Origin of the sequence: Bacillus sp. UNCCL81 (genome assembly GCF_900112535.1) — a bacterium.
Lineage (GTDB): Bacteria > Bacillota > Bacilli > Bacillales > Bacillaceae_G > Gottfriedia > Gottfriedia luciferensis_B.
In genome coordinates this window covers 99,572-124,378 of sequence record NZ_FOMF01000010.1, presented here as the reverse complement: position 1 = coordinate 124,378, position 24,807 = coordinate 99,572, and the positions used below count along the sequence as shown (strand labels likewise).

25 protein-coding genes and 1 pseudogene are annotated in these 24,807 nt (G+C 32.0%); 8 read left to right on the top strand and 18 right to left on the bottom strand.

What is annotated here, in order from left to right; translation table 11 throughout:
• Window positions 1-24 precede the first annotated feature (24 nt).
• From BM319_RS19710 to BM319_RS19670, 10 genes are all read right to left on the bottom strand, one after another.
• Window positions 25-4,116 (bottom strand): S8 family serine peptidase, encoded by a 4,092-nt coding sequence (locus BM319_RS19710; protein WP_091024335.1) that lies wholly within the window; start codon window positions 4,114-4,116, stop codon window positions 25-27.
• A gap of 330 nt (window positions 4,117-4,446) precedes the next feature.
• The gene (locus BM319_RS19705) at window positions 4,447-5,091 is read right to left on the bottom strand and encodes an alanyl-tRNA editing protein (protein WP_025569041.1); all 645 of its coding nucleotides are present in this window, start codon (window positions 5,089-5,091) and stop codon (window positions 4,447-4,449) included.
• A gap of 121 nt (window positions 5,092-5,212) precedes the next feature.
• The gene (locus tag BM319_RS19700) at window positions 5,213-5,674 is read right to left on the bottom strand and encodes a hypothetical protein (protein WP_091024331.1); all 462 of its coding nucleotides are present in this window, start codon (window positions 5,672-5,674) and stop codon (window positions 5,213-5,215) included.
• 200 nt (window positions 5,675-5,874) lie between these two features.
• Window positions 5,875-7,263: a HAMP domain-containing sensor histidine kinase gene (locus BM319_RS19695; RefSeq protein ID WP_091024329.1), complete on the bottom strand. Its 1,389-nt coding sequence runs from the start codon at window positions 7,261-7,263 to the stop codon at window positions 5,875-5,877.
• 14 nt (window positions 7,264-7,277) lie between these two features.
• Window positions 7,278-7,946, bottom strand: coding sequence for a response regulator transcription factor (locus tag BM319_RS19690; RefSeq protein ID WP_056471929.1), 669 nt, complete (start codon window positions 7,944-7,946; stop codon window positions 7,278-7,280).
• Window positions 7,947-8,223: 277 nt separating this feature from the next.
• Entirely contained in the window at window positions 8,224-8,448 is a 225-nt protein-coding gene (locus tag BM319_RS24420; protein ID WP_139226547.1) for a hypothetical protein, read from the bottom strand.
• Window positions 8,449-8,870: 422 nt separating this feature from the next.
• Complete coding sequence (locus BM319_RS19685) at window positions 8,871-9,416, bottom strand: Gmad2 immunoglobulin-like domain-containing protein (protein ID WP_091024327.1); 546 nt, start codon at window positions 9,414-9,416, stop codon at window positions 8,871-8,873.
• Between the two features lie 136 nt (window positions 9,417-9,552).
• Complete coding sequence (locus BM319_RS19680; RefSeq protein WP_091024325.1) at window positions 9,553-10,464, bottom strand: AEC family transporter; 912 nt, start codon at window positions 10,462-10,464, stop codon at window positions 9,553-9,555.
• Window positions 10,465-10,506: 42 nt separating this feature from the next.
• Complete coding sequence (locus BM319_RS19675; protein WP_025569086.1) at window positions 10,507-10,851, bottom strand: SHOCT domain-containing protein; 345 nt, start codon at window positions 10,849-10,851, stop codon at window positions 10,507-10,509.
• Window positions 10,852-11,077: 226 nt separating this feature from the next.
• On the bottom strand, window positions 11,078-11,530 hold the full coding sequence (locus BM319_RS19670; protein WP_025569087.1) for a VOC family protein: 453 nt from the start codon (window positions 11,528-11,530) through the stop codon (window positions 11,078-11,080).
• 161 nt (window positions 11,531-11,691) lie between these two features.
• Between BM319_RS19670 and BM319_RS19665 the strand changes: the two genes are divergently transcribed.
• Window positions 11,692-12,231 (top strand): GNAT family N-acetyltransferase, encoded by a 540-nt coding sequence (locus tag BM319_RS19665; protein ID WP_091024323.1) that lies wholly within the window; start codon window positions 11,692-11,694, stop codon window positions 12,229-12,231.
• 126 nt (window positions 12,232-12,357) lie between these two features.
• Here BM319_RS19665 and BM319_RS19660 read toward each other — a convergent pair whose 3' ends face one another.
• Window positions 12,358-13,896, bottom strand: coding sequence for an FAD-dependent oxidoreductase (locus tag BM319_RS19660; protein WP_091024321.1), 1,539 nt, complete (start codon window positions 13,894-13,896; stop codon window positions 12,358-12,360).
• Between the two features lie 163 nt (window positions 13,897-14,059).
• Here BM319_RS19660 and hpt point away from each other — a divergent pair, with 163 nt between their 5' ends.
• Window positions 14,060-14,587 (top strand): hypoxanthine phosphoribosyltransferase, encoded by a 528-nt coding sequence (gene hpt, locus BM319_RS19655; protein ID WP_091024319.1) that lies wholly within the window; start codon window positions 14,060-14,062, stop codon window positions 14,585-14,587.
• Window positions 14,588-14,632: 45 nt separating this feature from the next.
• On the opposite strand, the gene BM319_RS19650 is transcribed toward hpt, so the two are convergent.
• Entirely contained in the window at window positions 14,633-15,049 is a 417-nt protein-coding gene (locus tag BM319_RS19650; RefSeq protein WP_091024317.1) for an NUDIX hydrolase, read from the bottom strand.
• Between the two features lie 139 nt (window positions 15,050-15,188).
• On the opposite strand from BM319_RS19650, the gene BM319_RS19645 reads away from it, so the two are divergent.
• Complete coding sequence (locus BM319_RS19645) at window positions 15,189-16,448, top strand: TolB family protein (RefSeq protein ID WP_091024315.1); 1,260 nt, start codon at window positions 15,189-15,191, stop codon at window positions 16,446-16,448.
• 21 nt (window positions 16,449-16,469) lie between these two features.
• On the opposite strand, the gene BM319_RS19640 is transcribed toward BM319_RS19645, so the two are convergent.
• From BM319_RS19640 to BM319_RS19630, 3 genes are all read right to left on the bottom strand, one after another.
• Complete coding sequence (locus BM319_RS19640; protein ID WP_091024314.1) at window positions 16,470-17,234, bottom strand: 2-phosphosulfolactate phosphatase; 765 nt, start codon at window positions 17,232-17,234, stop codon at window positions 16,470-16,472.
• 140 nt (window positions 17,235-17,374) lie between these two features.
• On the bottom strand, window positions 17,375-17,896 hold the full coding sequence (locus BM319_RS19635; protein WP_091024312.1) for a hypothetical protein: 522 nt from the start codon (window positions 17,894-17,896) through the stop codon (window positions 17,375-17,377).
• A 28-nt stretch (window positions 17,897-17,924) separates the two neighbouring features.
• Complete coding sequence (locus BM319_RS19630) at window positions 17,925-18,287, bottom strand: VOC family protein (protein ID WP_069033275.1); 363 nt, start codon at window positions 18,285-18,287, stop codon at window positions 17,925-17,927.
• 146 nt (window positions 18,288-18,433) lie between these two features.
• Between BM319_RS19630 and BM319_RS19625 the strand changes: the two genes are divergently transcribed.
• Complete coding sequence (locus BM319_RS19625; protein WP_091024310.1) at window positions 18,434-18,922, top strand: GNAT family N-acetyltransferase; 489 nt, start codon at window positions 18,434-18,436, stop codon at window positions 18,920-18,922.
• A 32-nt stretch (window positions 18,923-18,954) separates the two neighbouring features.
• Here BM319_RS19625 and BM319_RS19620 read toward each other — a convergent pair whose 3' ends face one another.
• From BM319_RS19620 to BM319_RS19610, 3 genes and pseudogenes are all read right to left on the bottom strand, one after another.
• Window positions 18,955-19,914, bottom strand: coding sequence for an RtcB family protein (locus BM319_RS19620; protein ID WP_091024306.1), 960 nt, complete (start codon window positions 19,912-19,914; stop codon window positions 18,955-18,957).
• Between the two features lie 284 nt (window positions 19,915-20,198).
• Window positions 20,199-20,414: pseudogene (locus tag BM319_RS19615) on the bottom strand (RtcB family protein); the annotation flags it as partial.
• 111 nt (window positions 20,415-20,525) lie between these two features.
• Complete coding sequence (locus BM319_RS19610) at window positions 20,526-20,975, bottom strand: GNAT family N-acetyltransferase (RefSeq protein ID WP_091024302.1); 450 nt, start codon at window positions 20,973-20,975, stop codon at window positions 20,526-20,528.
• Window positions 20,976-21,240: 265 nt separating this feature from the next.
• Here BM319_RS19610 and BM319_RS19605 point away from each other — a divergent pair, with 265 nt between their 5' ends.
• Genes BM319_RS19605 through nadE form a run of 4 tightly spaced genes read left to right on the top strand, consistent with a single transcriptional unit; the run spans window position 21,241 to window position 24,698 of the window.
• On the top strand, window positions 21,241-21,792 hold the full coding sequence (locus BM319_RS19605; protein ID WP_069033278.1) for a cysteine hydrolase family protein: 552 nt from the start codon (window positions 21,241-21,243) through the stop codon (window positions 21,790-21,792).
• A complete protein-coding gene (locus tag BM319_RS19600; RefSeq protein ID WP_091024300.1) occupies window positions 21,789-23,258 on the top strand; it encodes a nicotinate phosphoribosyltransferase in 1,470 nt (489 codons plus the stop codon). The genes BM319_RS19605 and BM319_RS19600 overlap by 4 nt, the downstream gene beginning before the upstream one ends.
• Window positions 23,251-23,880, top strand: a complete 630-nt coding sequence (gene nadD / locus BM319_RS19595) for a nicotinate (nicotinamide) nucleotide adenylyltransferase (protein ID WP_069033280.1) — start codon at window positions 23,251-23,253, stop codon at window positions 23,878-23,880. The genes BM319_RS19600 and nadD overlap by 8 nt, the downstream gene beginning before the upstream one ends.
• On the top strand, window positions 23,877-24,698 hold the full coding sequence (nadE, locus tag BM319_RS19590; protein WP_069033281.1) for an NAD(+) synthase: 822 nt from the start codon (window positions 23,877-23,879) through the stop codon (window positions 24,696-24,698). Before nadD ends, nadE begins: the two co-directional genes overlap by 4 nt.
• The last annotated feature ends 109 nt before the right edge of the window (window positions 24,699-24,807 follow it).

Below are 24,807 nucleotides of genomic sequence, written 5' to 3'. Positions count from 1 at the left end.
TTGAAAGGTAGCCATTTCCATTATTTAAATTCCAAGTTCTCCTTTAATTGTATCTATTGTTTGCGTTTTGTATTTCTTCTTCGGAATTGGTGCATTTTGGTTCGATGGATTTTGTTTTAAGTAATTTTTTTCTACGAATTGGAAATCTGTCGCGTTTACTGTTCCATCATTATTTATATCTGCACTTCTTTTATTTGTTCCCCAATATGTTTGAATATAAAGCGCGTCATAAACATCGATTACGTCATCCCCATTTACGTCTCCTGCAGTTGCTTTGTCGCTAAAATACTGTAATGTCTGTCCCCAAATCGTACCATTCTTATCTAATCCGATCGGGATTTCACGCTTCACCGTAAAATGACCTGGTACTTTTAATTCCCAAGTAAACGATTTAGTCGTTAATGGTAGATTAGAAATTTTGTAATCGCCATAACTTACTAGAGAAGATGAGCCATCGTATACTTTACCATTTCCATCAATCACTCGAACAGTTGCACCAGAAGTTGTCCAATTCCAATTTCGGTTATAGACAGAAGCCTCTGCACCTAATGTACCAAATACTTCAGAGAATGTTGGTTGGATCAACCATTCCATACCAGCTGAAGAAAGTGTAATTCGATTACCTTGATCATTCGTATAAGCAATTATTGGATTTACAGGTGCACTCACCGCAAATGTTGTACTCTTCACCTTTAATTTTAGGTTTATAGCAGGTATTTTTCCACTAACTGTTTTCGCTTCATCTAAAGCAAGCTTTACTTTTGAATTATTTCCAGACGTTTCAACCGTTACTGTTGCGCCTAAATCCTTCAATGCTTCATTTGCTTTCGCATCTAAAACCTCGAAGTTTTGACCTATATTATTAAGCGTCCATTCAGCTGATTTCAGATTTTGAACATTATTTAAAACAAACGTAGCATTAACCGTATCTCCCATTTTCACATTTACATTGTCAGTCTTCACATATCCGTAAGGCGACCCAGCTTTAACAAAGTAATAGTTTTTCTTTTGTGTCGTGTTATTTGCACCATCTAATCCATTTAAAGTATAGGTTAAGAGTGTACTTGATTCGTTCATTGGTACACTTAAGTCGATTTTCCCATCTACTCCTACAGGAAGTACAGGATTGAAGTTACCATTAACTGAATAGTTTACTTTGTTAATTGATTGATCAACTTTCATTCCGAATTCATTCATATTTGCAACTTCTTGATCAGTTACATTCACTTGAACAGGAATTGTTTTCTGACCTGGTTGATATTCTATAACAGGTGACTCATTTCCATCAAATGATGTCGACATTGTCGGGATATTATTGTCTATATATAAATCATTATAGTTAACGAATACTTTATCTCTAGCGCTCGTACCAATTATTTTAATTCGATATGGCCCCGGTTTTACATAACTTAATGTCGGCGAAATTGGCTGTGTTGTATTATCAGTATAAGCATGGTAAGTACCATTAAAGAAAGCACTTAGTAAATAATTTGTCCCATCGTATGACGAACTTAGATCAATTGTTCCAATAACACCTAAATCATTTCCTGTCTTTCCATCTTGTAATACGATGTCCATTCGTTTCATAGGTGATTTAAAATTAAAAATCATATCAATAAATTGATTTGCACTAAAGCTACGTTTCACATGTAAAAATGAAGGTGACATTGATTTATAAGATAATGTCGTTGAATTGAATCCTTCCTCTGTCGTGCGAACACTAAAAGGAATTCGATATTGTTCATTCTTGTCATCTTTATTTGTTACAATAATATACCCTTCATAAATTCCTGCCTTAGCATTTGCTGGAACAGATATAGAAACAGGTATTTTCTTCGTATCTAGAGATTGAACTTTAATTTCTGTAGGTATACTTACACTGACACCGTTTTCGCTAGCATTCAGGGAGCCATTAATACCTGTTTGAAAGTTAACATCTACATTAAATTTCTTTAGTTTATCTTCCACATTTGTAAAGTTTACTTTCTTTTCTACTAAAATATCTTCATTTGCATAGTGACTACCAAAGCTAAGTCCACCTGTTAGTTCTTTTACTTTTAAGTTCTCACCATTTAGAGGAAAAACTGTTTCATCTTGGACTTGTATTTTCATTCCAGTATGAACAGCCCTATAAGGATCTACACGACCTGCACCTACATCAAAGACACTATAGCTATCTGCTAAAGGCTTAGCAGTATTCATTAATATCGTTTTTATGTCACCAGGTTCAAGCGCTGGATTTGCTTGAAGTAATAAAGCAGAAATACCTGTAACATGAGGTGCTGCCATAGATGTACCTGACATACGAGAATAAGCGTACTTATAATTTGTTTGGTCGTTTTTATAAATCGAATAAGCAGGCACGCTTGATAACACACTTACACCAGGAGCTGTAATTTCTGGCTTCATATCGTAATTACTTCTAGAAGGTCCACGTGAACTGAAGCTAGCAAGTTTATCTGCATCTGTATTAACTTCTTTCAAATCTTTAAAAGTCAGTTTAGTATGGCCGGCTGCTAATTTTGCTTTAAAATCTAAACCTTGTTCATAACTCATTGAAAATGCAGGGATAAAGTTTTGCTCCTCTTTTACGAATTGTGATGGGCCAGCATTTGGAATATTACTATAAGCAATGATTGCACGTGCTCCGTGATTTTTTGCATAGACAGTCTTGGATTGCGTACCAATTACACCTGTACTTACAAAAACAACTTTTCCAGCTACGTCTTTATTTAAATAATCAGAGTCATTTCCAACCCCTAAGTCTACTACATCTAAAGTTTGACCGTTAAAAACTTTTAAGTCTGAAACAAAATCATTATAGAGAGTACTTAATTGAAATGGTGTTTCTATTCCGTTAAGAACACCTGTATATTTAGTAACTGGAATAGGTGCACTACTTGCTCCTACTGTTAATGCAAGTGCTGCAGCCCCTGGTGAACCTAGTGTATAAGAGTTCGGTCCGCTATTCCCCGCTGAAACTGATGCCGTCACACCGTTAAGTACAGCATAATTTATCGCTGTGCTAGTCGGATACATTGGATCATTAATGTTTGCTCCTAGAGAAAGATTAATAACATCCATTTTATCTTCAACTGCTTTTTCAATTCCAGCTAAAATATCTTCCAATTCTCCAGTCCCATAAGGTCCTAAAACACGATAAACAAAAAGGTCAGCATCAGGTGCAATTCCCTTAACAGCCACACCACCAGTATTTTTGGCTCTACCTGCAATCGTTCCCGAAACATGCGTACCATGACTTGTATAGTAAGGTGAAAGATTTTGATCAGTCTCAGGACGACCAGATTTTTTCCAATCGTCATATGTAGTTTCCATCGGGTCTGGATCATTATCTACTAAGTCATATCCTCCTTTAAATGCATCCTTCAAATCAGGGTGATTATAATCAACTCCTGTATCAATTACGCCGACTTTTACCCCTTTGCCTGTAATCCCTTCTTCATGTAGCTTATCTACACCTAAAAATGGTATACTCTCTATTCTTTTAATTGAATCTTGTTCTTCTGTAGAATTCGGAGTTTCTGGTGGATCTATAGAAAATTCAACACTTTTATAAACAGCTTGAACTGAATCAGATTTTAATAGTTTTTCAACTTCATTCGCTGGTAGTTTCATAGAAACCCCATTGTAAACAGTATCAAATGAACGAGTAATTTTATATTGATCCCTGCCGCTTTTCTCCTTAGAAGCTGGTAAGATTTTCGCTAAATCTTCTTCAAAGGCAGTATGATCATGTTTAACCCTATTCTTCGCCTCAGTGGAAGTTAAAGATTTCCCTTCTAATGCAGATTCAAGAATAGCAACCTTTTCAGGCTTGGATTTGAATTCGACAATAACAGATATATCAGAACTACTATTTAAGTCCTTTTTATCAAATCCTTGTAATCCATAGCTCTCCATCGATTTTAGCTTCGTTAAAGCATCTCTTTGTTCTTGGGTCAATGAGGCTAGTATTTGTTCAGATGATTTGCCATGTATAGTTGTTGCAGATACATAGTCTTTTTGACTTGTTGGTAATAACATTCCCAAAAATATGGCTGCTGCTGCAGAGCCTTTTAACACTCTACTAAACTTTTCAATTTTTGATCTCTCCACCTAATCCCTCTTTTCTAATGAATAACGTTTGTTCTCGTCCCTACTAAAACTACATTTACTAAGTAATCGCATACCAGAATATTGATATACATTACTCTGACCCATTAAATTTAATTATAATTTTTTCTAATATTCGGTCAATTGGGACATTTTTATCTATATTTTTCAAGGTTTCCGCCGTTTTCAAGTTATTTTCGACATATTTCTACCAAATAATTGTGCTGATTTATTAAAAGTTCTGGATTTTATAAAAAATTACAAAAAAAAAAAACGATCCTAACAGTTTTCACACTAGCCTTTAGGTTCGTTTTTTAGATTCAAATATTCTATTTAGATCATCAAATAAATTTCTATCCGTTCTTTCCCACCTCCTATATTGTTTCGTTTTAACTTTATTCCTTTAATTTCTCCTGTTCGCTTAATATGTGTCCCACCACACGGAACTTTACCAAAGTCTTTAATTTCCCAATATCTTCTTTGATTTTCTGGGTCATCAAACTCACTAAATATTTCTAAATCTGCTCCAATGAGCTCCTTTGCTTTTGTCTCTAAAAGTGGGAATGTTTCAGAGATTTTTCCATCCCAATAGAAATCAATTCTAGCTTTATCACTAGTAATATTTGCACCAATTTTTTCAGGATTATGATAGTTTTGATACATTAGCTCCAAGATGATTTCTGCAGCAAAATGTAGCTTCATAATTCGATATCGTTTCTCCCAATCGATTTCAATCACTACTTCTTGTCCTTTTTGAAGGTCATGATTTTCTGGTAAAGTGTAGATAATATCTAATCCGTCCTTCTTAGCTTCAATCACCTCATAATGACCAATTCTCCCTGAATCTGATTGTTGCCCTCCCGAAAAAGCATAAATAATGGTTTCGTTTAAAGTAACATTCCTGCCATCTACTTCCGTAACAATTGCAGTAGTTTTTGAAAGATAAGGATCTTCCCAAAATAATTTTTTTACTCCCATTGCTTTACTCCTTTTTCATTTTTGATTATGAATTTTGTTTCCACTAGCTGAACCCTTTTATAGTTAGTAAAAAAGGAACAATTTCTATAAATTGTCCCTCTACTAAATTAATCCATATAATTTACTTTGTTACAGCTTCACTACCTTTTACTAATTCAATACGTATTTTTTTCAGCCCATCTTTTTCATCAACATATGTACTTAAACTCCAGTTTGCTGCAAGTGTATGTTTAATTAGATTAATTGCTTCTTCAGATAAATAAATTCCTTGAATTGCAGTTCCCATATCTTCATAATCTTTTTCAACTTCAATGCCAAATTTATATCTTAGTAAAGTCATTAATGATCCTTTTGTTAAAAATTTGATTTGATAGCCATCATTAACAATTTTATTAAAATTTTCTTCATTGTTTTTGTACAGTTTTATTAATGTTTCCCAGTCAGGAAAACCATTACCATATTGATTTAAAAACTCGAAATTCTCTTCTTTCACAGCGTTTATTAACTGAATGTTTTCTACACCAGCACTACGTAAACTTTCAATCATAATTGCATTATTTATAGCAATGCTTACAAAGCTCATCTTTCTTCTCCCTCCGAATTAAAAGAATTTTCATTTTATTCAACTTTACCATAAAATAAGGCACTAAACTATTAAATTGATGTGACACCAAGTTAGAGAATAGGGAATGTTTAGTGAACTTTATTGAAAAAAAAAACCACAAGATTTTGTAACACATCTTGTGATTTTCTTCTTTTGGAGAATTTAGATACACATTTTATCTAAATAGTATTTAATGTGATGAAAGCAGTTGTGCCTTCTCCATTTTTACTTGTAATTTGTAGATTGCCACCATAGTTTTCAATTAGGTCTTTTGCGATTGATAAGCCTAAACCATTACCGCCGTTAGCTCGACTTCTCGCTTTATCAGCTCGATAAAATCGGTCAAATATATGATTAATATCTTCTTCTTTAATACCGATTCCGTTATCTATCACTTTGATTTCAATCTTGTTTGCAACTTGTGCTGTAGTTATATCGATAATGGTATGTTCTTTACTGTATTTAACTGCATTATCAAACAAAATAATTAATATTTGCATTAAATGTTCTCTTGCAATATTTGCTTTATCGACAATTTGATTAGGAGTGTGAAAGTGAATTTCCAAATCTTCATGTAACAGCTGATAATTGTTTATGATCTCATTTAATACTTCATCAATATTTGTTGGAGCATACTGTTCGATCTTTTCACTATTTTTTTCTAGCTTCGTTAACTGTAGAAGCTCATTCGTTAAAATAATCATTCTGTTTGTTTCATTAATACATGTATTTAATGAGTTTTCTAAAACAGTTTCGTCTTTTTTCCCCCAGCGATTAACAAGTGATAAGTGACCATGAATGATTGCTAAAGGTGTCCTTAATTCATGAGAAGCATCTTCAACAAAACGCTTTTGTCTTGTAATTGAAGCCTCTAACTCATCCATCATTTTGTTAAAAAGTAGACCGAGTTCAGACAATTCATCATTTGTTTCTCCTACAAAAACTCGCTCTTTTAATTGATTATTTTTTATTTTAATCATTGTTTGATTTAAATTTTTAATAGGATTTAATATTTTTTTAGATAAGAAATAACCGCTTAAAATACTTAAAATTAACGAAATGGTTGTTCCTAGAATGAGAATCATGAATGATTCTTTAATTAATTTCGAAAAGATTTCTACATTCATTGCAACTTCTAAAACACCATCAAAATTCTTATAATGTAACAGCTTACTATTAATTAAAATTTCTTGATTGTGTAGTCTATATTTTTGGATTTTACCGAAGTCTTTTTTATTAATATGAATTTTAGGCATCGTTCTTGAAACTGTAAATATTTCTTTTCCATCTTTATCGATTAATCGAATCATCTCATTATTTTGTATAATTTTTTCAAAATATGATTTGTTTTCTGCAAAAGAAGCCGCAGTAGGTCGTTTCGTTTTATATTCTTCATCTAAATAAGCTGACGTATCATATAATCTCTTTTCAATACGATGTTGCTGCTGATTCATGACTGACATTTGAATCAAAGCACTTTGAATAAGATTACATAATGTAAATATGACAAACATAAGCACAGCGATTGTAATTGTTATTTTCCATCTAATCGAAAGCTTATTTAACAAGGTAAGATCCACCTCTACATCCTCATTACATACCCAGTACCCCTTACAGTGTGAATATAGGTATTATTTTTATCATCTAGTTTTGTTCTTAAGTAGCTAATATAAACATCCACTACGTTTGTTTCAATTGTAGAGCCATAGCCCCATACAGTTTCTAATAAAATTTCTCTAGTTAATACACGATTTACATTGCTCATTAATAAATACAATAAATCGAATTCCTTTTTCGTTAAATCAATGATCGCTTCATCTTTTTTAACAACTCGAGCTGCAGAATCTAATGACAAATCTTTAAATTTTAAGCAGTGTAAATTTGTTGAACGATCGATGCGTCTAAAGATTGCTCGCATATGAGCTAAAAGTTCTTCAATAACAAATGGTTTTGAAATATAATCATCTGCACCACTATCTAAACCAGAAATACGATCAAAAACACTATCTCTAGCTGTAATCATAATAATTGGTGTATCTTTATGCGCTCTAATTCGTCTACAAACTTCAATACCACTTAAATTAGGAAGCATTAAATCAAGCAAGATTAAGTCAAATTCTTGGTCGATTGCTAGGTTTAAACCGTCTCTTCCATCATTTGAAATATGAACTTCATTTCCTTCATACTCTAACTCTAATCGTATAAAATTTGCTAATTCTTTCTCATCTTCTATAATTAATATTTTTTTCATATATTTTATCCCTCATTTTTTTTATAATAACATCTATAAAATTATTATTTGTATTGTATAAGGATATCTGTTTAAGATGAAAATGGCTTTATGAATATTTTAAAATTTAATTAGAGTTTTATTAGAAATTTTTAATAGTTTATCTTAATAATCTTGATATTACTACCTATTGTGTACATTTTCTAATAATTTCACTTAAAAACGATTAAAATTTATTTAAGAAAAGTCCAAAAGCTTTCCAAAAAATATGGTATAAGCTTTTTTATTTTAGGCTATTTTATGTAATTTTTGAAGTTATTTTCTCAATGTTAAAAAAAATGACTTTAGTATTTACTAAAGTCATTTCACACTGTTGAAAAACTTCCTTGTCAATTAATTTACCAAATTTTCGTAAAAGGAGTAGAGTGATGTTGATTTCCACTACAGGATGCTCGCTTTCCATGGGGCGAGACCTTGCCTCCTCGGCAAGCCTGCGGGGTCTCAGCCTTCCCGCTAATCCCATAGGAGTCGAGCACCCCTTTAGTTCCAATCAACTTATTCATAAAAAAAAGTCTGCAATAAACCCTAATCAAAAAGCCTTTACTTAGAGTAACCTAACCGTGGTGTATTAATAAGCTTATAGGTCAACTAATATTGAACTTTAATTAAACCAATCAACTGAATTTGTTTTCTAATAATTTGCTCATAATATTTTTAACTTCAGAAAAAAATCATTACTAGTGATTTTGAATCATAAAATTGCTTAAAATATTAACATTTAAAACCAATGATATATCATCCAAAAAATGATTATATATAAATAAGTTCAATTTAATGTCGTATTCCCTATTGACTATTTTATATTCGACTTTATGTTAAACAATTTGCAAGCTAAAATTGGTTGGACCAACGGCTTCGTGCATCTTAAAAATCTTCATTAAATACCTATTTATAATTTGGAAACTGAATCGGTATATTTAATATATGTTCTGGTTGGCCGTCTTTTGCACTTGCTACATATAGTGTAAGTACTCCATTTGGACTTGTTGGTTGATTATAATTAATTACTAGTTTAAAGTTCCCCCATTCTGGAGCACCCATATCAGCCATTGTGTGACCTTCGGCTAATACATTATGGCCATCTTCTATTCGATAAAGAAATGTTGCTTCAAAAACACTAGCTTTCCCTTCAACAATTAACACATTCTTACCTGTTGTGTCATTTACGACTGAAGTGACTTTAAATGCATCGTTTTCAACTGGTGTAAAGGCTTTAACTGGTGGCTTAGTTTCATCCTTTTTTGGCGGATTATTATTTCCCTTATCTGGTGTATTTCCTTTATCAGTATTTTTGTCTTTATCTGGTGTATTGCCCTTATCAAGTTGTGATGACTGATCATCCTTTTTGCCATTACCGTAGTCACTTGACTGACAGCTTGTAAAACAGAATATGCTTAAAATGATAAGTCCAATAAATAAAAGTCTTCTCATTCTATTAATCACCTCTAAAATAATTTATTGATGTAGATTAAATATTGTTCTGAATCAAACTATTTATTTTTTACAAAAGATGAAATGCATTTTTACCGAGTGGACTTCTAAGAAAAGGAATGAATTTTTAAACACATTAAAAGAATGTACTAGCAAGTTGTATTACGATTGGTAAAGTTAGACTACTTAATATAGTTGAAGTAATGACAGTTTGTGCTGCAAAATTTGCATGTGGACCTTTGAATGATAGTAATGCACTATTTCTTGAACTTGGGAAGGCACTACCTATAAAAAGGGCTTTTGCAACCACACCTTCAAAACCGAAAATTTTTATAAGGGCAAATGCAATAATTGGACCACCAATCAATCTTAAGAAGTTACTAATCGCTAAATTGTTCCAGCTAATTTCTTTCCCCGATTCAGCTAATTGAGCTCCAAGTGTAATTAACGCAAATGGGGCAAATGATTCAGTAATAGGATTTAAAATGGTAACCAATTCATGATTTAATTTCACATGAGATAGTTGAAGAATAAAGCCAAGTACTACACTATATATGATTGGTAGCTTTAGCATTTTCATAATTGCTTCTTTCATTTGAACTGAAGCCTCTGCATTATATACCCCAACAGTAAATGTCATGATATTTTGAAACAAAACGATTAAAACTCCAATACTCAATGCAAAAGGATCATTTTTAAAAACTAACGCATTTACTGGCAATCCAAGATTTCCTGAATTATTTAACGCGATGCTATTCGCAAATGTACCTTGCATAGATTTTTCAATTCCTCGCCATCTACATATTAATGTTGAAATTAGCGACATAAAGACAAATTGAATAACCAAGTAAAATAAAACAATACCTGCAACTTTACCAGATAACGGACTATCATATATTTTCATAAATACTGCGACTGGAAGAAATAAATAAACTAAGAGGGTTGTTAAAGTACGTAAGTGAAGTTTAAAAAGGCGATTAAATAAATAACCTAATAAAACATAAAAAAATAGAGGAAGCATAACTTCTAGTAGTAATTTTATTACCATTTCTTTTCCTTCTTTCAGATGATCAACCGCTTATTATTATCTCTACATATCTCGGTTAAAAATTTTTTCCTTTTGTTTCTGAAACTCATTTTCTGTGATTACCCCGTCATTTTTTAATTTACTTAATTTACGAAGTTTCACTTCAAAGTCCTCTTTCTCTCTTGTAATATACTCTTCAACATTTACTTCATAATTAGATATACCACGATTACTAAAAACGTTGTATCCATTGATTATGGTAATCATTAACGCAATTCCGATCCATATCAATCCGATCAAACCAGCTTTTGGTATTACAATCGTAAAACCGAGGACAATAAAAATAATGCCAATCATTAAACCAAAAAATGACTGCCCTTTACTTGGTTTAACTCGAATCTTTCTCAAGTTTCCACCTCTTTTCATTTTAAAGTTAAATTCTGAATGAAATAGAAGCTTTGATCTTAAAATTAAATAAAATATTATTTTGCTTTCGAAATAACTATATTCGACAAATTATGTTTAAATACCTATTGCAAAAATAAAAAACCACCTATTTAGGTGGAATTTTTATTTTTTTTATCACGTTATTTAAAATGATTTAACAACATTTTTTCAAACTTCTATCAACGAGTTATTTTGAAAATTTTTCTTTCCATTCACTTAAATACAAAACCTCATTTGTTTTTACTGTTTCTCCATCAAGTAGCGAAATAAACTCTAAACTATTTCCATCAGGATCTCGGAAATAAACACTTGCTGCTGGCATCCAAGTATGTACTACAGGTTCAATTGGATTTAATCCAAAAAAGTTTTCAGTTGGTTTTATCCCTCTCACTTTAAGCCATTCAATACTATTCTCTAGTTCATAAAGACTTACGCCAAAAGCAAAGTGGCCTTTGTGAAATTCCTTACCTTTCTCTACCTCCCAAAGTCCGAGCATTTGTTTGTCTTCACCAATAAAAAAGAAAGCAACTCTTCTTCCTTCAATTTTATGAGCGAGCTTAATACCTAGTTTTTCGTAAAACATAATGGATTCTTCTAAATTTCTCACTTCTAAATGAGTTTCATATATACTTTTAATCATCGCTTTTTCTCCTCTCATCAGAATAAAGTAATTTCGTAAGTATTTATATTTTAGCATTAGGCTATTTATTATAAAAAATTCTGAATTTACAACTCCTCGAGAATATCTCCAAGATGATATGATTTAATTAACTTTAATTCCAATTGTAAGGAGGTTTGTAAGTGATCTTCCAATCAAATAAGCTTACTATTCGTCAATTAAAAGAAAGTGATGTTCCCCTTCTAGCAAAATGGCTTTCGAATCCAAAAGTTCTTCAATATTATGAAGGTCGTGATCATCCGTTCGACGATGAAAAAGTAAAAAATATATTTTTTACGAAAGATCCCTCTATTCAAATGTGTATTGTAGTTTATGAAAATATTGAGATAGGCTATATACAATTTTATAAATTAGACAATGAATCAAAAATTGAATATGGTTATGAAAATACAAGTGAAGTTATTTACGGAATGGATCAATTTATTGGTGAAATTGATTTTTGGAATCGTGGAATTGGAAGTTTACTTGTCTCATCGATGGTGAAATACTTAGTGAATAAACAAAACGCAAAAAAAGTAGTAGTAGATCCACAAACATGGAATGTACGTGCGATTAAATGCTATGAAAAATGTGGATTTAAAAAAATTCGATTACTTCCGAAACATGAGTTACATGAAGGCGAATATAGGGATTGTTATGTGATGGAGTACGTTTCAGACTAAATTTTCATCACAAATTGCTAAGACATTTTTGAATAGATTATCATTGGAGATATAATGGTTAACTACTGGCAATTAATAAGGGATCTCTCACTATTTGAGAAATCCCTCATAATCTAATATTTTTAGTTATTGAACAAAAACTTGTTTTAAAGGTTGATCGGCTGGTCCTTCTAATACTTCGCCATAAATTGAAAACCTTGAGCCATGGCAAGGACAATCCCATGATTTTTCACCATTATTCCACTCGACCTCACAACCTAAATGAGTACAAGTTGTATCTACACAATGAACTTTACCATTTACATCTTTATATGCTCCAACTCTTTTACCATCTAGTGTTACAACTGAGCCCTCATCATTGTATAACTCTTCTATTTTTCTAGAAACAGGCTCTAATTTTCCTTCAATTAAATGTTTAGCTACATCTAGGTTTTGCATTAAGAAATGCTTGATACTAGGGTCTGCTTGAAATCTCGAAGGAGTGAACACATCAGCATCAACAGCTTCTTTTCCTAAAATTAAATTACTTATTAACTGCGCAGAGACTGTTCCACTTGTCATCCCCCATTTACGGAAACCAGTGGCTACGTAAATATTTTGATGTTTTGACGATAGTCTACCAATATAAGGCATTTTATCTAAAGTAATTAAATCTTGGGTAGACCATCTGAATAATACATCTTCAATTCCAAAGGTTTCTTCCCCAAAAAGTTTTAAATTTTCATAAAAACTCATAGTACGAGTTTCTACTCCAGTTTTATGACTTTCTCCACCAATTAGTACTAGTTCTTCATTATTAAATTTAAAGGATCTTAGAGACCTTTTCGGATTTTCCGCACTTATGTACATGCCTCCTGGATATGCTGTTTTTACTTTTGCAGCTAAGGCATATGAACGATCTGCATGTAATTTCGTAAAAAAGAATTGATTACCATCGTAAAAAGGAAAATGGGATGCACTTACCACATGCTTACATTTTATTTTTCTTCCACTTTGAGTGACTACGACTGGGGTGTTACCTGTTTCAACGTCAATAACGACAGTTTCTTCATAAACCTTTAATCCGTTTTCAATTGAAGCTTTTAATAAATGAATCAAGTATTTTAGTGGGTGAAACTGAGCTTGATCCCTCATTGTAATCGAATATTTTGTATCAAAGGGTAATAATGTTTTTACTGCTCCAAATGAGTCGATTCCTAATTTTTCATAAGCTTTCAATTCATTTTCTAGATTCCTTACATAATCATCTGAAGTCGTATAAATGGTTGCATCTTGTGTCTCATAATTACATTCTATTTGATTATCACTCGTATATTTTTTTATAAAATCCATTGCATTTTTAGTAGAATGATAAAAGATTTTTGTCTTTTCTAATCCAAAATGTTGGATTAGCTCATCATATATTAAATCATGCTGTGCTGTTACTTTTGCAGTCGTATGGCCCGTTGTTCCATTAATTATTTTATTCGCTTCAATTAAAGCGACCTTCATACCCGCTTGTGTTAAAAAATATGCGGTTGAAATTCCCGTAATTCCGGCACCAACGATTACAGCATCAAACTCTTCATCATCGTTAAACGGAACAAAAGTAGGAATATTTAGTCCACTTCTCCATATTGGCTTTGAATGCTTCGGCAAGCCATTATAATCAATCTTTTCATTCATCTTTGAATACCTCCATTTATGTTATGTGGTTATTATTACCAAATTGATGGATGTTCATTAAACTAACTTTTCAATACTACTATTTAGTAAATATTGTTAAAATGGAGATAATGATGAATGCTTATCTAACAAAGTAAAAAATTAAGTAAAGAAGGTAATTTACATGGCTTATAGAATAAAAGACACTTTAATTTCTGAAACTGATTTAAAAAATAGAGTAAAAGCACTTGCCAATCAAATTGAACATGACTTTAATAACGAACCACTAATCCTTGTAGTTGTTTTAAAAGGATCATTTGTATTTGCAGCAGATTTAGTTCGTGAAATGAAAAGTAATATTAATGTAGACTTTATTTCTGTTTCTAGCTATAGTAATCAAACTGAATCAACTGGAAAAGTAAGATTGTTAAAAGATTTAGATGAGAATATCACAGATAAAAACGTGGTAGTAATTGAAGATATTATTGATAGTGGCCTAACATTGCACTTTTTACGTGACCATCTTCAAATGCATAAGCCAAAATCGATTAAGATTTGTACTTTATTAGATAAACCTGAAAGAAGAAAAATCGATCTACCAGTTGATTATGTAGGTTTTGTCATTCCAGATGAGTTTATCGTTGGCTATGGAATTGATTATGCACAGCAGTATCGAAATCTACCGTATATCGCAACTGTAGAAGAATATTAATTTAATTTTAAAAAAGCCGTTTGATTTTTTATCAAACGGCTTTTTTTATTTCTTGTTAACTTTTTTATTAATTAAGTCGATTAGTAAGTTTCGATCCTCTGGAAAACTAAGCTCTAACTCAATAATTTCATTTGCTGATTTCCAAGCAATATCATATATTAATTGATCAGGGTCTTGAATTTTAACATTACCACCAATAATTCTAACTTCAAAATAATGTACTTCTACTTGAAAACCATACGAGATACCTTCTTTAATAAATAATTGCTTAATTATTTCAACTTCATATCCTGTTTCTTCGAGTAGCTCTCTTTTACAACACTCTTCAATCGTTTCATTTTGTTCTAAACCGCCTGATGGAGGAGCCCAAAGCTTATGTTCGTCAGGCTTGCCTTGAAGTACCATTAATATCTGCCCTTTATGATTAATACAAATACCCGTTGCCCCAATCCATTTCTCCATGAATAGTCACCTCTTTTAGTTACTTTATATAATCTAGCTATTCGATCATTTAATATTTTATCTTGTTGAATACGGTCCCTTTGATATTTATATAATTTCTTGGGAAAAATAACTCAAAATTAGTAAACGGGGTGAATTTATGAATCGCAAATTACTACTCATTTTCTTGATCGTTGTTTGTTTAATTATTCCGAACTATAGTTACGCGGAAACTACTGCTAAACCATTAAAAATTGCGTTTATTCGCGATGGATTTGTTTGGATAAAAATAAATAATAAAGAGGAAAAAATAACAAAAGCAAAAGGGGTTTATACGAATCAACCCGAGTGGTCATTTGATGGAAATTATTTAATGTACCAAAAAGAAATACCTACTGGTCCTACAGCATCATATCCTACTCGCTCAGAAATATGGATTTATAATATGAAAACAAAAAAAGAACAAAGGATCATTTCCGATGGTGAGAATCCAAAATGGTCCCCTACTAAAAATATTTTTGCATTTCTAGATAGTGGTGTGTTGAACGTTTCTGATTTTAAAAATTTTTACAATATTGCACTAGGTGTTGATGATTATAATTGGATTCCAAACGGTAAAGGCTTTATAGCTTCATCAGCCGCAGCACTAAATCCGGACGGTTGGACAAACCCAGTTTTATATAAAATCACTTTACCAAATGATTTAAAAAATATTTCTAGCGCAACAAACACTGTAAAACAATTTTTCGTTGTCCCTAAAACCTTAACAAAAGGCAATACTTCCATTCCGTCCATAAATGCGTCAACATTTCAATTTTCGCCTGATCAAAAATGGATCTCTTTTATCGTTAACCCAACAGCTTCTTGGTCTATGGATAGCGACATGCTTTGTATCATTTCTTCAGATGGAAAAGTTTTTGAAGTTCAAGATGAAATTATTTTACATTTAGATAATCCAAAATGGGCTCAAACTAAAAATATATTAGGATACATTGCAGGTGGAGGCAGATTAGTTTTCGGCTACAAAAATAAGAAGATGAATATTACTGAAATGCCTGCATTTACATCAACAAATTTAACACCGCCACATTACGCTGAATTAGGATTTACATGGTGTGATGATACATCGATTGTTGTTTCAAGAGTAAAAGAAAGTGAGTGGTCAAATGATGAAAAGAAACGACCAAAACCATCATTAAATGTGATTAATCTTTCTACTCATAAACAATTAAAAATAACGAATCCACCAACTGGAAAAGGCGATTATAATCCAGTCTACTCTAAGACTACCAATAAAATAACGTGGACTAGAAAAGGCGAATTAGATGTTGTCGGTAATGTATGGATCGCCAATCTGGATGGTAGTAAACCTGAAATTTTATTAAAAAATGTTAGTTCATATTCTATTTTTGAGAGGTAAAAAGGATGAGGATGAAATTTTTCATCCTTTTTCTATTTCAAGACCATTAACGAAGCAATCAATTTGTAAAACTGGTACTACTTTAAAATGGTTTAATTGACTACAATCCGTAACATCTTCTTCAAAGCCCTTCATTCTCAGTTCTCTTCCACTTCCGCATTCCCAAATCAATTCTTTAATTTTATGTTTTGAGTGAAGAAACGCGCCAATACAAACTTCCGCTTCTGGTGATTTTGTTCCTTCTAATTCTGACAAAATTGCTCCTGCTCCTAAATAATCTTCAATAGAAGGTCGCAACGCATCCTCATTTTCATGTAAATCATTCCAAACTTCACCGCACGGAATGACTGTTATATTAACATTTTTTTCTTTTTTTAGGCGATTAGCCAAACTTGCAACCGCAGAAGCATTAAGCAAAGAACCAATCAATAACGCTGGCACCTTTGAAGCGATCCATGAACAAAATGCCCCATTTAGAGAAAATAAAACAAATTTATGATTGGCATGACGTTCATTAAATGAGACCGGCGAAAGTGTTGCCTTCCCTAAAACTGCCGCTTCATTTCTTCCTAAAATATACTCCGCTCCAATCTTTTTAGCATAAGCTTTCCCATCTAAATTTGGTGGATATGGATAGACGATTGCTTTTTGAAATACTGCTGAAACAACAGTCGATGAAAAACTAAGAACATCAACAATAATCGTTATATCCCCGCGTTCCGCTGCTTCCCTAGCTCCCCTTTTTCCCCACTCTACACGACATTCATAATTTGATTGATCGAACATGTTCTCATTCCCCTTTATTAATCTTTTAAAATCGTCATACATAGAAAAAGCAATACTCTTTTAAAGTATTGCACTAGTGTGGAGACAAAGTATTAGATTTTCAGACTTATTGCAAATGTTTGACTAGCAGTCTGAAACGATTAACGATATGTAACTTCTGTATACCCTAGGCTATTTTTAGTTGTCTTCATTGGCTTATTAGGATAATAAAAGACTAAATCTTTATAATTCATCTTATATTTACTTGTTTTAAAGTACTTGTTCAAATACACAGTTCTCATCTTTTCACCATCTACATAAATTGCTTTTCCTTGAGGGCGATCTTTATCAAATCCATAAATTAGATAATCATTTAAAAAATGCATTCCCTTCCCATCTCCGGCATACAAATGCTCTGCACCTGAAATCGAAGCAAAATTCATATTTAAAAACGATGATGTTTTAAATATATATATACTATGCGGTATATTAGTAATACAAAGAATGTATGGACTATTCGGGATTTTAACCAATTCATAGTCCACTTTTTTAAGTTCTGGTAAATCCTTATGAATAGCGAAACTAACAGCCTTTTCTTTTGAATTAAAATTTATTGATATGTAAGTAAATATGCTCACTAACGCTATAAAAATTAGCACATATGTAATAACTTTTTTATTCATATAAAACTTCCTTATTTAGAAATTAATTTTATTCAGGAAAAGAGCATACACCTAAACGATTTCCTTCTAAATCTTTGAATTCAAACCATTTAAATGTTCCATCTTCATTTAATTTCTCTACTTCTACATCATGTTCTTTTAAATGATTATAAGCTTGTTCGATATTTGGAGTATAAAAATTAAAACTCATATGCTTATTTGGATTTTCTAGTTGATTAGTTTTTCTAACTAAAGTTAATGGTGTTTCGCCAATATTTAATGCTGCATATCCATTTATCGGATCATTCCATCTAACCGTAAAACCCAATACCGAGCAATACCAATCTACTGCTTTCTCAAAATCAATTACTTGCAGAAAAACTGTATCAATTCTTTTAAAATGCTCTGACATAGCTAAGTCCTCCTTTTTTACTACACACTATTTATTCAACACTTATAAACTATTTCCTTTTATATTTCATGCTAAAAATAAAGGGATTTTACTGTAATTATTCAATTATTTATAAATATTGAAACTAGAAATTGGAGGGGAAATTTTTGATAAAGATTGTTAAAGTAAAAAAAGCCGAAGAATCAAAATTACATAATTTGATGCAATTTTATATTTATGAATTTACTAAATATCTTCCTGTAATTAAACTCGGAGAAAATGGATCTTTTCATAAGTTTAACTTAGAAAAATACTGGCAGGAACAGGATTATCACGCTTTTTTTGTGTTGAATAAAGAAGAATTAATCGGTTTCGCTTTGATTGAAACTTTATTAGAATCCAATTCAAATTGTATAGAAGAGTTTTTTATAATTGAAAAATATAAAGGGCATGGTTTTGGTAAAAAGGTAGCAATAGAACTTTTCAATCTGTTTCCTGGAAAATGGAGTATCTCACAAATTGAAAAAAATGAACCTGCTAAGGCATTCTGGAGAAAAGTAATTAATTATTATACAAAAGGGAATTTTACTGAAAGAATTGATGAGAATAAAAAGACAATTCAAGAGTTTGATACAGGTGAAATGATAGAAAATTAATTTAAATTAAAGCCACCTTTTAGGTGGCTTATTTAATTTGCTTTGAAATTATAAAGTGGTTTAATGACTTTAATAACTTCGATTGCATCCTTAGTATTTTCAATGATTTCTTTCATTTCCTTATAAGCCATTGGACTTTCGTCAAGTGTACTCTCTAAAACTGAAGTACTCCAAACATCCTTCATGGTTTCTTTAAATTCATCAAGCGAAAGAGTTGCCTTTGCTTTTGAACGACTAAGAATTCGACCTGCACCATGAGGAGCCGAATAGTTCCAATCTGGATTTCCTTTTCCAATTGCAATTAAACTTCCATCTCGCATGTTGATCGGAATCAATACTTTCTCACCTTTTTGAGCGGAAATTGCCCCTTTACGAAGAATCATATTTTCGATATCAATATAATTATGGACAGTCGTAAATTGTTCAACAACTGTTAAATCCATATTCTTTACGATTTCATCCATCATTGCCTTCCGGTTCCATAAAGCATATTCTTGGGCAATTGCCATATCATGCATATATCGATCAAACCAAACTCCTTCTAAATAAGCTAAATCCTTTGGAATATATTGCGACGGAAGACTTTTTAAAGCAGTCTCAATTTCTTTTTCACGGCCTTCATCCCTTAATTGCTGAATGACTTTAGAACGATTTTCTGACTGGCTTTTTAATAATTCATACGCTTTTTTCTGATAAAATTCCGCTACAACTTTACCTAAATTTCGGCTTCCAGAGTGAATAACAAAATAAATATTTCCGTCTTCGTCAACATTGCACTCAATAAAATGATTTCCGCCACCAAGTGAACCTAAGCTAAGCTTTGTTCTTGTTTCATTTAATTCTTTAAAGCAGTGCAGCTTTGAAAAATCAATTTTCTTCACAAACTCATGCTTATTATTTCGAATTGAAAACCCTGATGGAACATGTTTACGAATGACTGCATCTAGTTTTTGAAAATCAATTTCTTTTTGTGAAACTCTTATTGTTTCCATTCCGCAACCTATATCGTACTTTAACCTCTAATTTCTTAGAGAGTGGACTATACCTTCTCTACAATCATCGGAGTATGCAGCTCCTTTTGTAGGCTCGCCGTGTTAATTATTCTATCCGACATTAGAAGGAGAATAATTCTGCACAGGTCGTCTGCTAACAACGTGCAAGTCTCTGAACCATTTGATTATGTCACCATAACCTCTGGCTGCTGATTGCCCTCGACTATATTTTACGTTAGGGTTTCCAGCAATTGAGCGAGTTTTTTTACGTTGGAGCCGTTTTAGTTAACCCCAACGAGATTTGGAACAATTTTATCATGAATCGTCATTGTCGTTCCAATTGTACATCCCTTACCTGCATGTGTATCAGGCATAATTCTAATTTTAGAACTTTTCACGAACTCTTGATTACATAGTTCAATAATTTGCCCAATTGCTCCTTGTTCCACATTATCTGTAAATATTTTAGCTTCATTAAATGAGCCTTTAACTGTAAGCATTGTCTTCTCCTTCAAGTTAGTTTTATTTTAAGGCATGACTTTACTAAACTATTTCAAAGCGCTTTATAATAGTTCTTTTTTAACGATTTACTCTAAAGATTTTCATCTATTTTATTGATTTTCTAAATTTAATGAATACGAAAGAAATTCTTTATCAACTTGATAGCCATTTTTTTCATACAATGATTGTGCCGATTTATTATCAATAGCAGTTTGTAAATCCAATGCTTTTGCTTTCGATTCGATTGCAAATTTCTTTGCTGCATCTAACAACAATTGAGCTACTCCTTTTTTCCTTGCCGTTTCAGTTACATATAAGTCATTTAATATCCATAACTTTTTCATTGATACCGAAGAAAATGAAGGATATAACTGAGTAAATCCCATAAATTGATCTTCTTCCTTCACAAGAAAAATAACAGAATCTTGTGTTTTGATTCGTTCCGTTATAAAATCAATCGCTCCGTATAAATTACTTTCTTGTTTATAAAACATTCTGTACTGATCAAATAAATTTGCTACTTCTGTAATATGTTCTGATTTTGCACGAACTACTTCCATCATGTCACCTCTTCTAACTAATAATTAATCTATTAGTTAGTTCGGTATATTTCATTAATTTCCTCTAATCGCTACACAGGGTACAAAACGTACGAAAAATAGTAATTTTTAATTGTAAAGTTAATAATATAAAAATGATCTAATAAATTTCCAAAATTTAGGTTTTCATATGAATTAACTTATAATAAGATTGAAGATGAAAAACTAATTTAATTTTTTCTATTATGTGAAGAAATTAACATGCTTACACTTGGGGTGACAATAAATGGATAAAAAAGCGCTCATTATTATTGATTATACGAATGACTTTGTAGCAGATGCTGGTTCATTAACTTGTGGTAAACCGGCACAGGAAATAGAACAAAGTATTCTTCAATTAACAAAAAATTTCATTAAAAATCAAGATTACGTTGTATTTGCAGTAGACGTCCATGATGAGAATGATCCGTTTCATCCCGAAACAAAATTATTTCCACCTCATAATATTAGACATACTAAAGGAAGAGATTTATATGGTGGATTAATGGATTTATACAATTCATCGAAAGGCAATTCAACTATTCAATGGATCGATAAAACTCGTTACTCTGCTTTTGCAGGAACAGAACTTGAGATAAAACTAAATGAAAGAGGCATTAATGAACTTCATTTAATAGGAGTTTGCACTGATATTTGTGTATTACATACAGCGGTCGATGCTTATAATAAGGGTTATAAAATAGTCGTTCACGAGCAGGCTGTTGCAAGCTTTAATGCAGCTGGACATGAATGGGCATTAAGTCATTTCAAAAATACTTTAGGGGCGGAAATAAGATGAATTACAACTTTCAAGATGATAGCCTTGCACTTCATACAGACCTATATCAAATTAATATGGCGGAAACTTATTGGGGTGACAATATTCACAATAAAAACGCTATTTTTGAACTTTATTTTCGTAAACTCCCATTTGGAAATGGATATGCAATCTTTGCGGGTTTAGAAAAAATAATCAGTTATCTACAGAACTTTAAATTTAGTAGTTCAGATCTTGACTATTTAAAAGAAGAACTCGGATATAAAGATGAATTCATTCAATTTCTGTCTAATGTAAAATTCACAGGTTCAGTTAGAGCAATTCAAGAAGGTGAATTAGTATTTGGCAATGAGCCAATCTTAAGAATTGAGGCACCGCTATTAGAGGCACAATTAATTGAAACTGCGTTATTAAACATTGTCAATTACCAAACATTAATTGCTACTAAAGCTTCACGAATTAAACATATCGTTGGTAATGATACGTTAATGGAATTTGGAACAAGACGTGCCCAAGAATTTGATGCTGCCATTTGGGGAGCAAGAGCCGCTTATATTGGTGGATTCCATGCAACTAGTAACGTTCGTGCTGGTAAATTATTTAATATTCCTGTTTCAGGTACACACGCTCATGCGCTCGTGCAAGCATATCGAGATGAATACATAGCTTTCAAAAAATATGCAGATCGTCATTACAATTGTACATTCCTAGTTGATACATACGATACACTAAAAAGTGGAGTGCCTAATGCGATTAAAGTCGCAAAAGAACTAGGTGATAAAATTAACTTTGCAGCTATCCGACTAGATAGTGGAGACTTAGCCTATTTATCGAAAGAAGCTAGAAAAATGCTCGATCAAGCTGGTTTCGTAAATACTAAAATTGTTGCTTCGAATGATTTAGATGAATATACAATTTTAAATTTAAAATCACAAGGAGCAAAAATTGATTCTTGGGGAATCGGAACAAAGCTTATTACAGCATATGATCAACCGGCTCTAGGAGCTGTTTATAAGTTAGTAAGTATTGAAGATGAAAATGGGAAAATGATTGATACAATAAAAATTTCTCAAAACCCTGAAAAAGTAACAACTCCTGGACTTAAGAAATTGTATCGAATTATTAATACTGTTAACCATCACGCTGAGGCTGATTATATTGCCCTTGAAGATGAAGATCCAGGGTCTGAGGAAAAAATAAAGTTATTCCATCCGATCCATCCATATATCAGTAAGTTTGTAACTAATTTTGAAGCTAGAGAACTTCATCATCAAATCTTTACGAAAGGTGAATTAGTCTACAAAGTGCCTGCCATTAAAGACATTCAGGATTTTGCTGAAAACAACTTAAGTCTACTTTGGGAAGAATACAAGCGTGCATTAAACCCTGAAGAATATCCTGTAGACTTAAGTCAAAAATGTTGGGATAACAAAATGGAAAAAATAGCAGAAGCTAGAAAGAAAACAGAGGAAATGAAAAATGGCTAAAATTGGGATTTATGGCAGTTCGTTTGATCCGATTACAAACGTTCATTTATGGACTGCAAGTACGATTGCTCATCGTTGTCAATTAGACAAAGTTATCTTTTTACCCTGCTCTTCAAAAAGAAGAGATAAACAATTACATAATACTGATGAACATCGTTGGAATATGTTAAAATTGGCGATTCAAAACAACTCAAAGTTTATCGCAGACGATTATGAAATGAGTAAAGAGGCTTGGGAAGTATTCACTTATTATACAATGAACCATTTTAAAGCTAAATATAATGAAGATGAAGTTTATTTCATAATGGGAGCTGATCTCTTAGAAGATATAGCAGAAGGAAAATGGAAATACGGAGATCAATTAGTTTCCGAAAATAAATTCATTGTAATGGCCCGTGATGGAATTGATATGCTAAAGACCATCTCTCGTTCTCCCTTATTAAGAAACAATGATAACGGTTCAAGATTTCATCTAATTGATAAAGGATTAGCGATGGAAATTAGTTCAACATATATTCGAGAAGAGTTTGCTAAAGGCGGCGAGCCAAGATATTTATTACCTGAGGATTGCTACGCTTATATAAAAAAATACAATCTGTATCAAAAGGAGAATGAAGATTGAACAGTTTACAAAAAGAAATTGTCGAAGAAATGAAAGTAAAGCCAGTTATCGATCCTAAAGAGGAAGTAAGAATAAGTGTTGACTTCTTAAAAAGCTATCTTAAAAAACATCCTTTTTTAAATGGTTTTGTATTAGGTATTTCAGGTGGTCAAGATTCAACTTTAACAGGAAAACTTGCACAAATAGCAATAGATGAATTAAATAGTGAGCAATCAGAAAAAAATTATCAATTTATCGCAATTCGATTACCATATGGCGTTCAAATGGACGAAGAAGATTGCCAGGAAGCGTTAAAGTTTATTCAACCAACTAAGACATACACAGTGAATATTAAAGCTGCTGTAGATGCTAGTGTAAAAACTTTAAAAGATATTGGCGTTGCCCTTACTGATTTTGCAAAAGGGAATGAAAAAGCACGTGAAAGAATGAAAGCTCAATATAGTATTGCTGCTATGAATGGGTGTGTTGTCCTAGGCACTGACCATTCCGCTGAGGCGATTACTGGTTTTTATACTAAATATGGCGATGGTGGTTCTGACCTTTGTCCGATATTCCGTCTAAATAAGCGTCAAGGAAAGATGCTACTAAAAGAATTAAATTGCCCACCAAAACTATATGAAAAAGTTCCAACAGCTGACCTTGAAGAAGATCGCCCACAATTAGCAGATGAAGTCGCTCTTGGAGTTACATATGATGACATCGATGACTACTTAGAAGGTAAAGAAATTAATAGTGACTCTCAAGCAAAAATCGAATCATGGTTTAATAAATCTAGACATAAGAGACAAATGCCATACACTGTTTTTGATAAATTTTAATTCATTAAAGCTACCTATTTGGGTAGCTTTTTCACTTTTGTGCACAATAAATGGATATGAAAGATAAAATTGGACAACGTAATAATACAGTCATTAAGAAAGGAATGTT

Excerpts from the sequence above, each read along its gene's own strand:
- BM319_RS19690 (WP_056471929.1), bottom strand. The coding sequence starts at position 7,946 with ATGAAAAAAATATTAATTATAGAAGATGAGAAAGAATTAGCAAATTTT.
- BM319_RS19605 (WP_069033278.1), top strand. The coding sequence starts at position 21,241 with ATGGATAAAAAAGCGCTCATTATTATTGATTATACGAATGACTTTGTA.
- BM319_RS19630 (WP_069033275.1), bottom strand. The coding sequence starts at position 18,287 with ATGTCAGAGCATTTTAAAAGAATTGATACAGTTTTTCTGCAAGTAATT.
- BM319_RS19685 (WP_091024327.1), bottom strand. The coding sequence starts at position 9,416 with ATGAGAAGACTTTTATTTATTGGACTTATCATTTTAAGCATATTCTGT.
- BM319_RS19705 (WP_025569041.1), bottom strand. The coding sequence starts at position 5,091 with ATGGGAGTAAAAAAATTATTTTGGGAAGATCCTTATCTTTCAAAAACT.
- BM319_RS19670 (WP_025569087.1), bottom strand. The coding sequence starts at position 11,530 with ATGATTAAAAGTATATATGAAACTCATTTAGAAGTGAGAAATTTAGAA.
- BM319_RS19680 (WP_091024325.1), bottom strand. The coding sequence starts at position 10,464 with ATGGTAATAAAATTACTACTAGAAGTTATGCTTCCTCTATTTTTTTAT.
- BM319_RS19660 (WP_091024321.1), bottom strand. The coding sequence starts at position 13,896 with ATGAATGAAAAGATTGATTATAATGGCTTGCCGAAGCATTCAAAGCCA.
- BM319_RS19635 (WP_091024312.1), bottom strand. The coding sequence starts at position 17,896 with ATGAATAAAAAAGTTATTACATATGTGCTAATTTTTATAGCGTTAGTG.
- nadD (WP_069033280.1), top strand. The coding sequence starts at position 23,251 with ATGGCTAAAATTGGGATTTATGGCAGTTCGTTTGATCCGATTACAAAC.
- BM319_RS19620 (WP_091024306.1), bottom strand. The coding sequence starts at position 19,914 with ATGGAAACAATAAGAGTTTCACAAAAAGAAATTGATTTTCAAAAACTA.
- BM319_RS19640 (WP_091024314.1), bottom strand. The coding sequence starts at position 17,234 with ATGTTCGATCAATCAAATTATGAATGTCGTGTAGAGTGGGGAAAAAGG.
- hpt (WP_091024319.1), top strand. The coding sequence starts at position 14,060 with ATGGCTTATAGAATAAAAGACACTTTAATTTCTGAAACTGATTTAAAA.
- BM319_RS19600 (WP_091024300.1), top strand. The coding sequence starts at position 21,789 with ATGAATTACAACTTTCAAGATGATAGCCTTGCACTTCATACAGACCTA.
- BM319_RS19700 (WP_091024331.1), bottom strand. The coding sequence starts at position 5,674 with ATGAGCTTTGTAAGCATTGCTATAAATAATGCAATTATGATTGAAAGT.
- BM319_RS19610 (WP_091024302.1), bottom strand. The coding sequence starts at position 20,975 with ATGGAAGTAGTTCGTGCAAAATCAGAACATATTACAGAAGTAGCAAAT.
- BM319_RS19650 (WP_091024317.1), bottom strand. The coding sequence starts at position 15,049 with ATGGAGAAATGGATTGGGGCAACGGGTATTTGTATTAATCATAAAGGG.
- BM319_RS24420 (WP_139226547.1), bottom strand. The coding sequence starts at position 8,448 with ATGGGATTAGCGGGAAGGCTGAGACCCCGCAGGCTTGCCGAGGAGGCA.
- BM319_RS19645 (WP_091024315.1), top strand. The coding sequence starts at position 15,189 with ATGAATCGCAAATTACTACTCATTTTCTTGATCGTTGTTTGTTTAATT.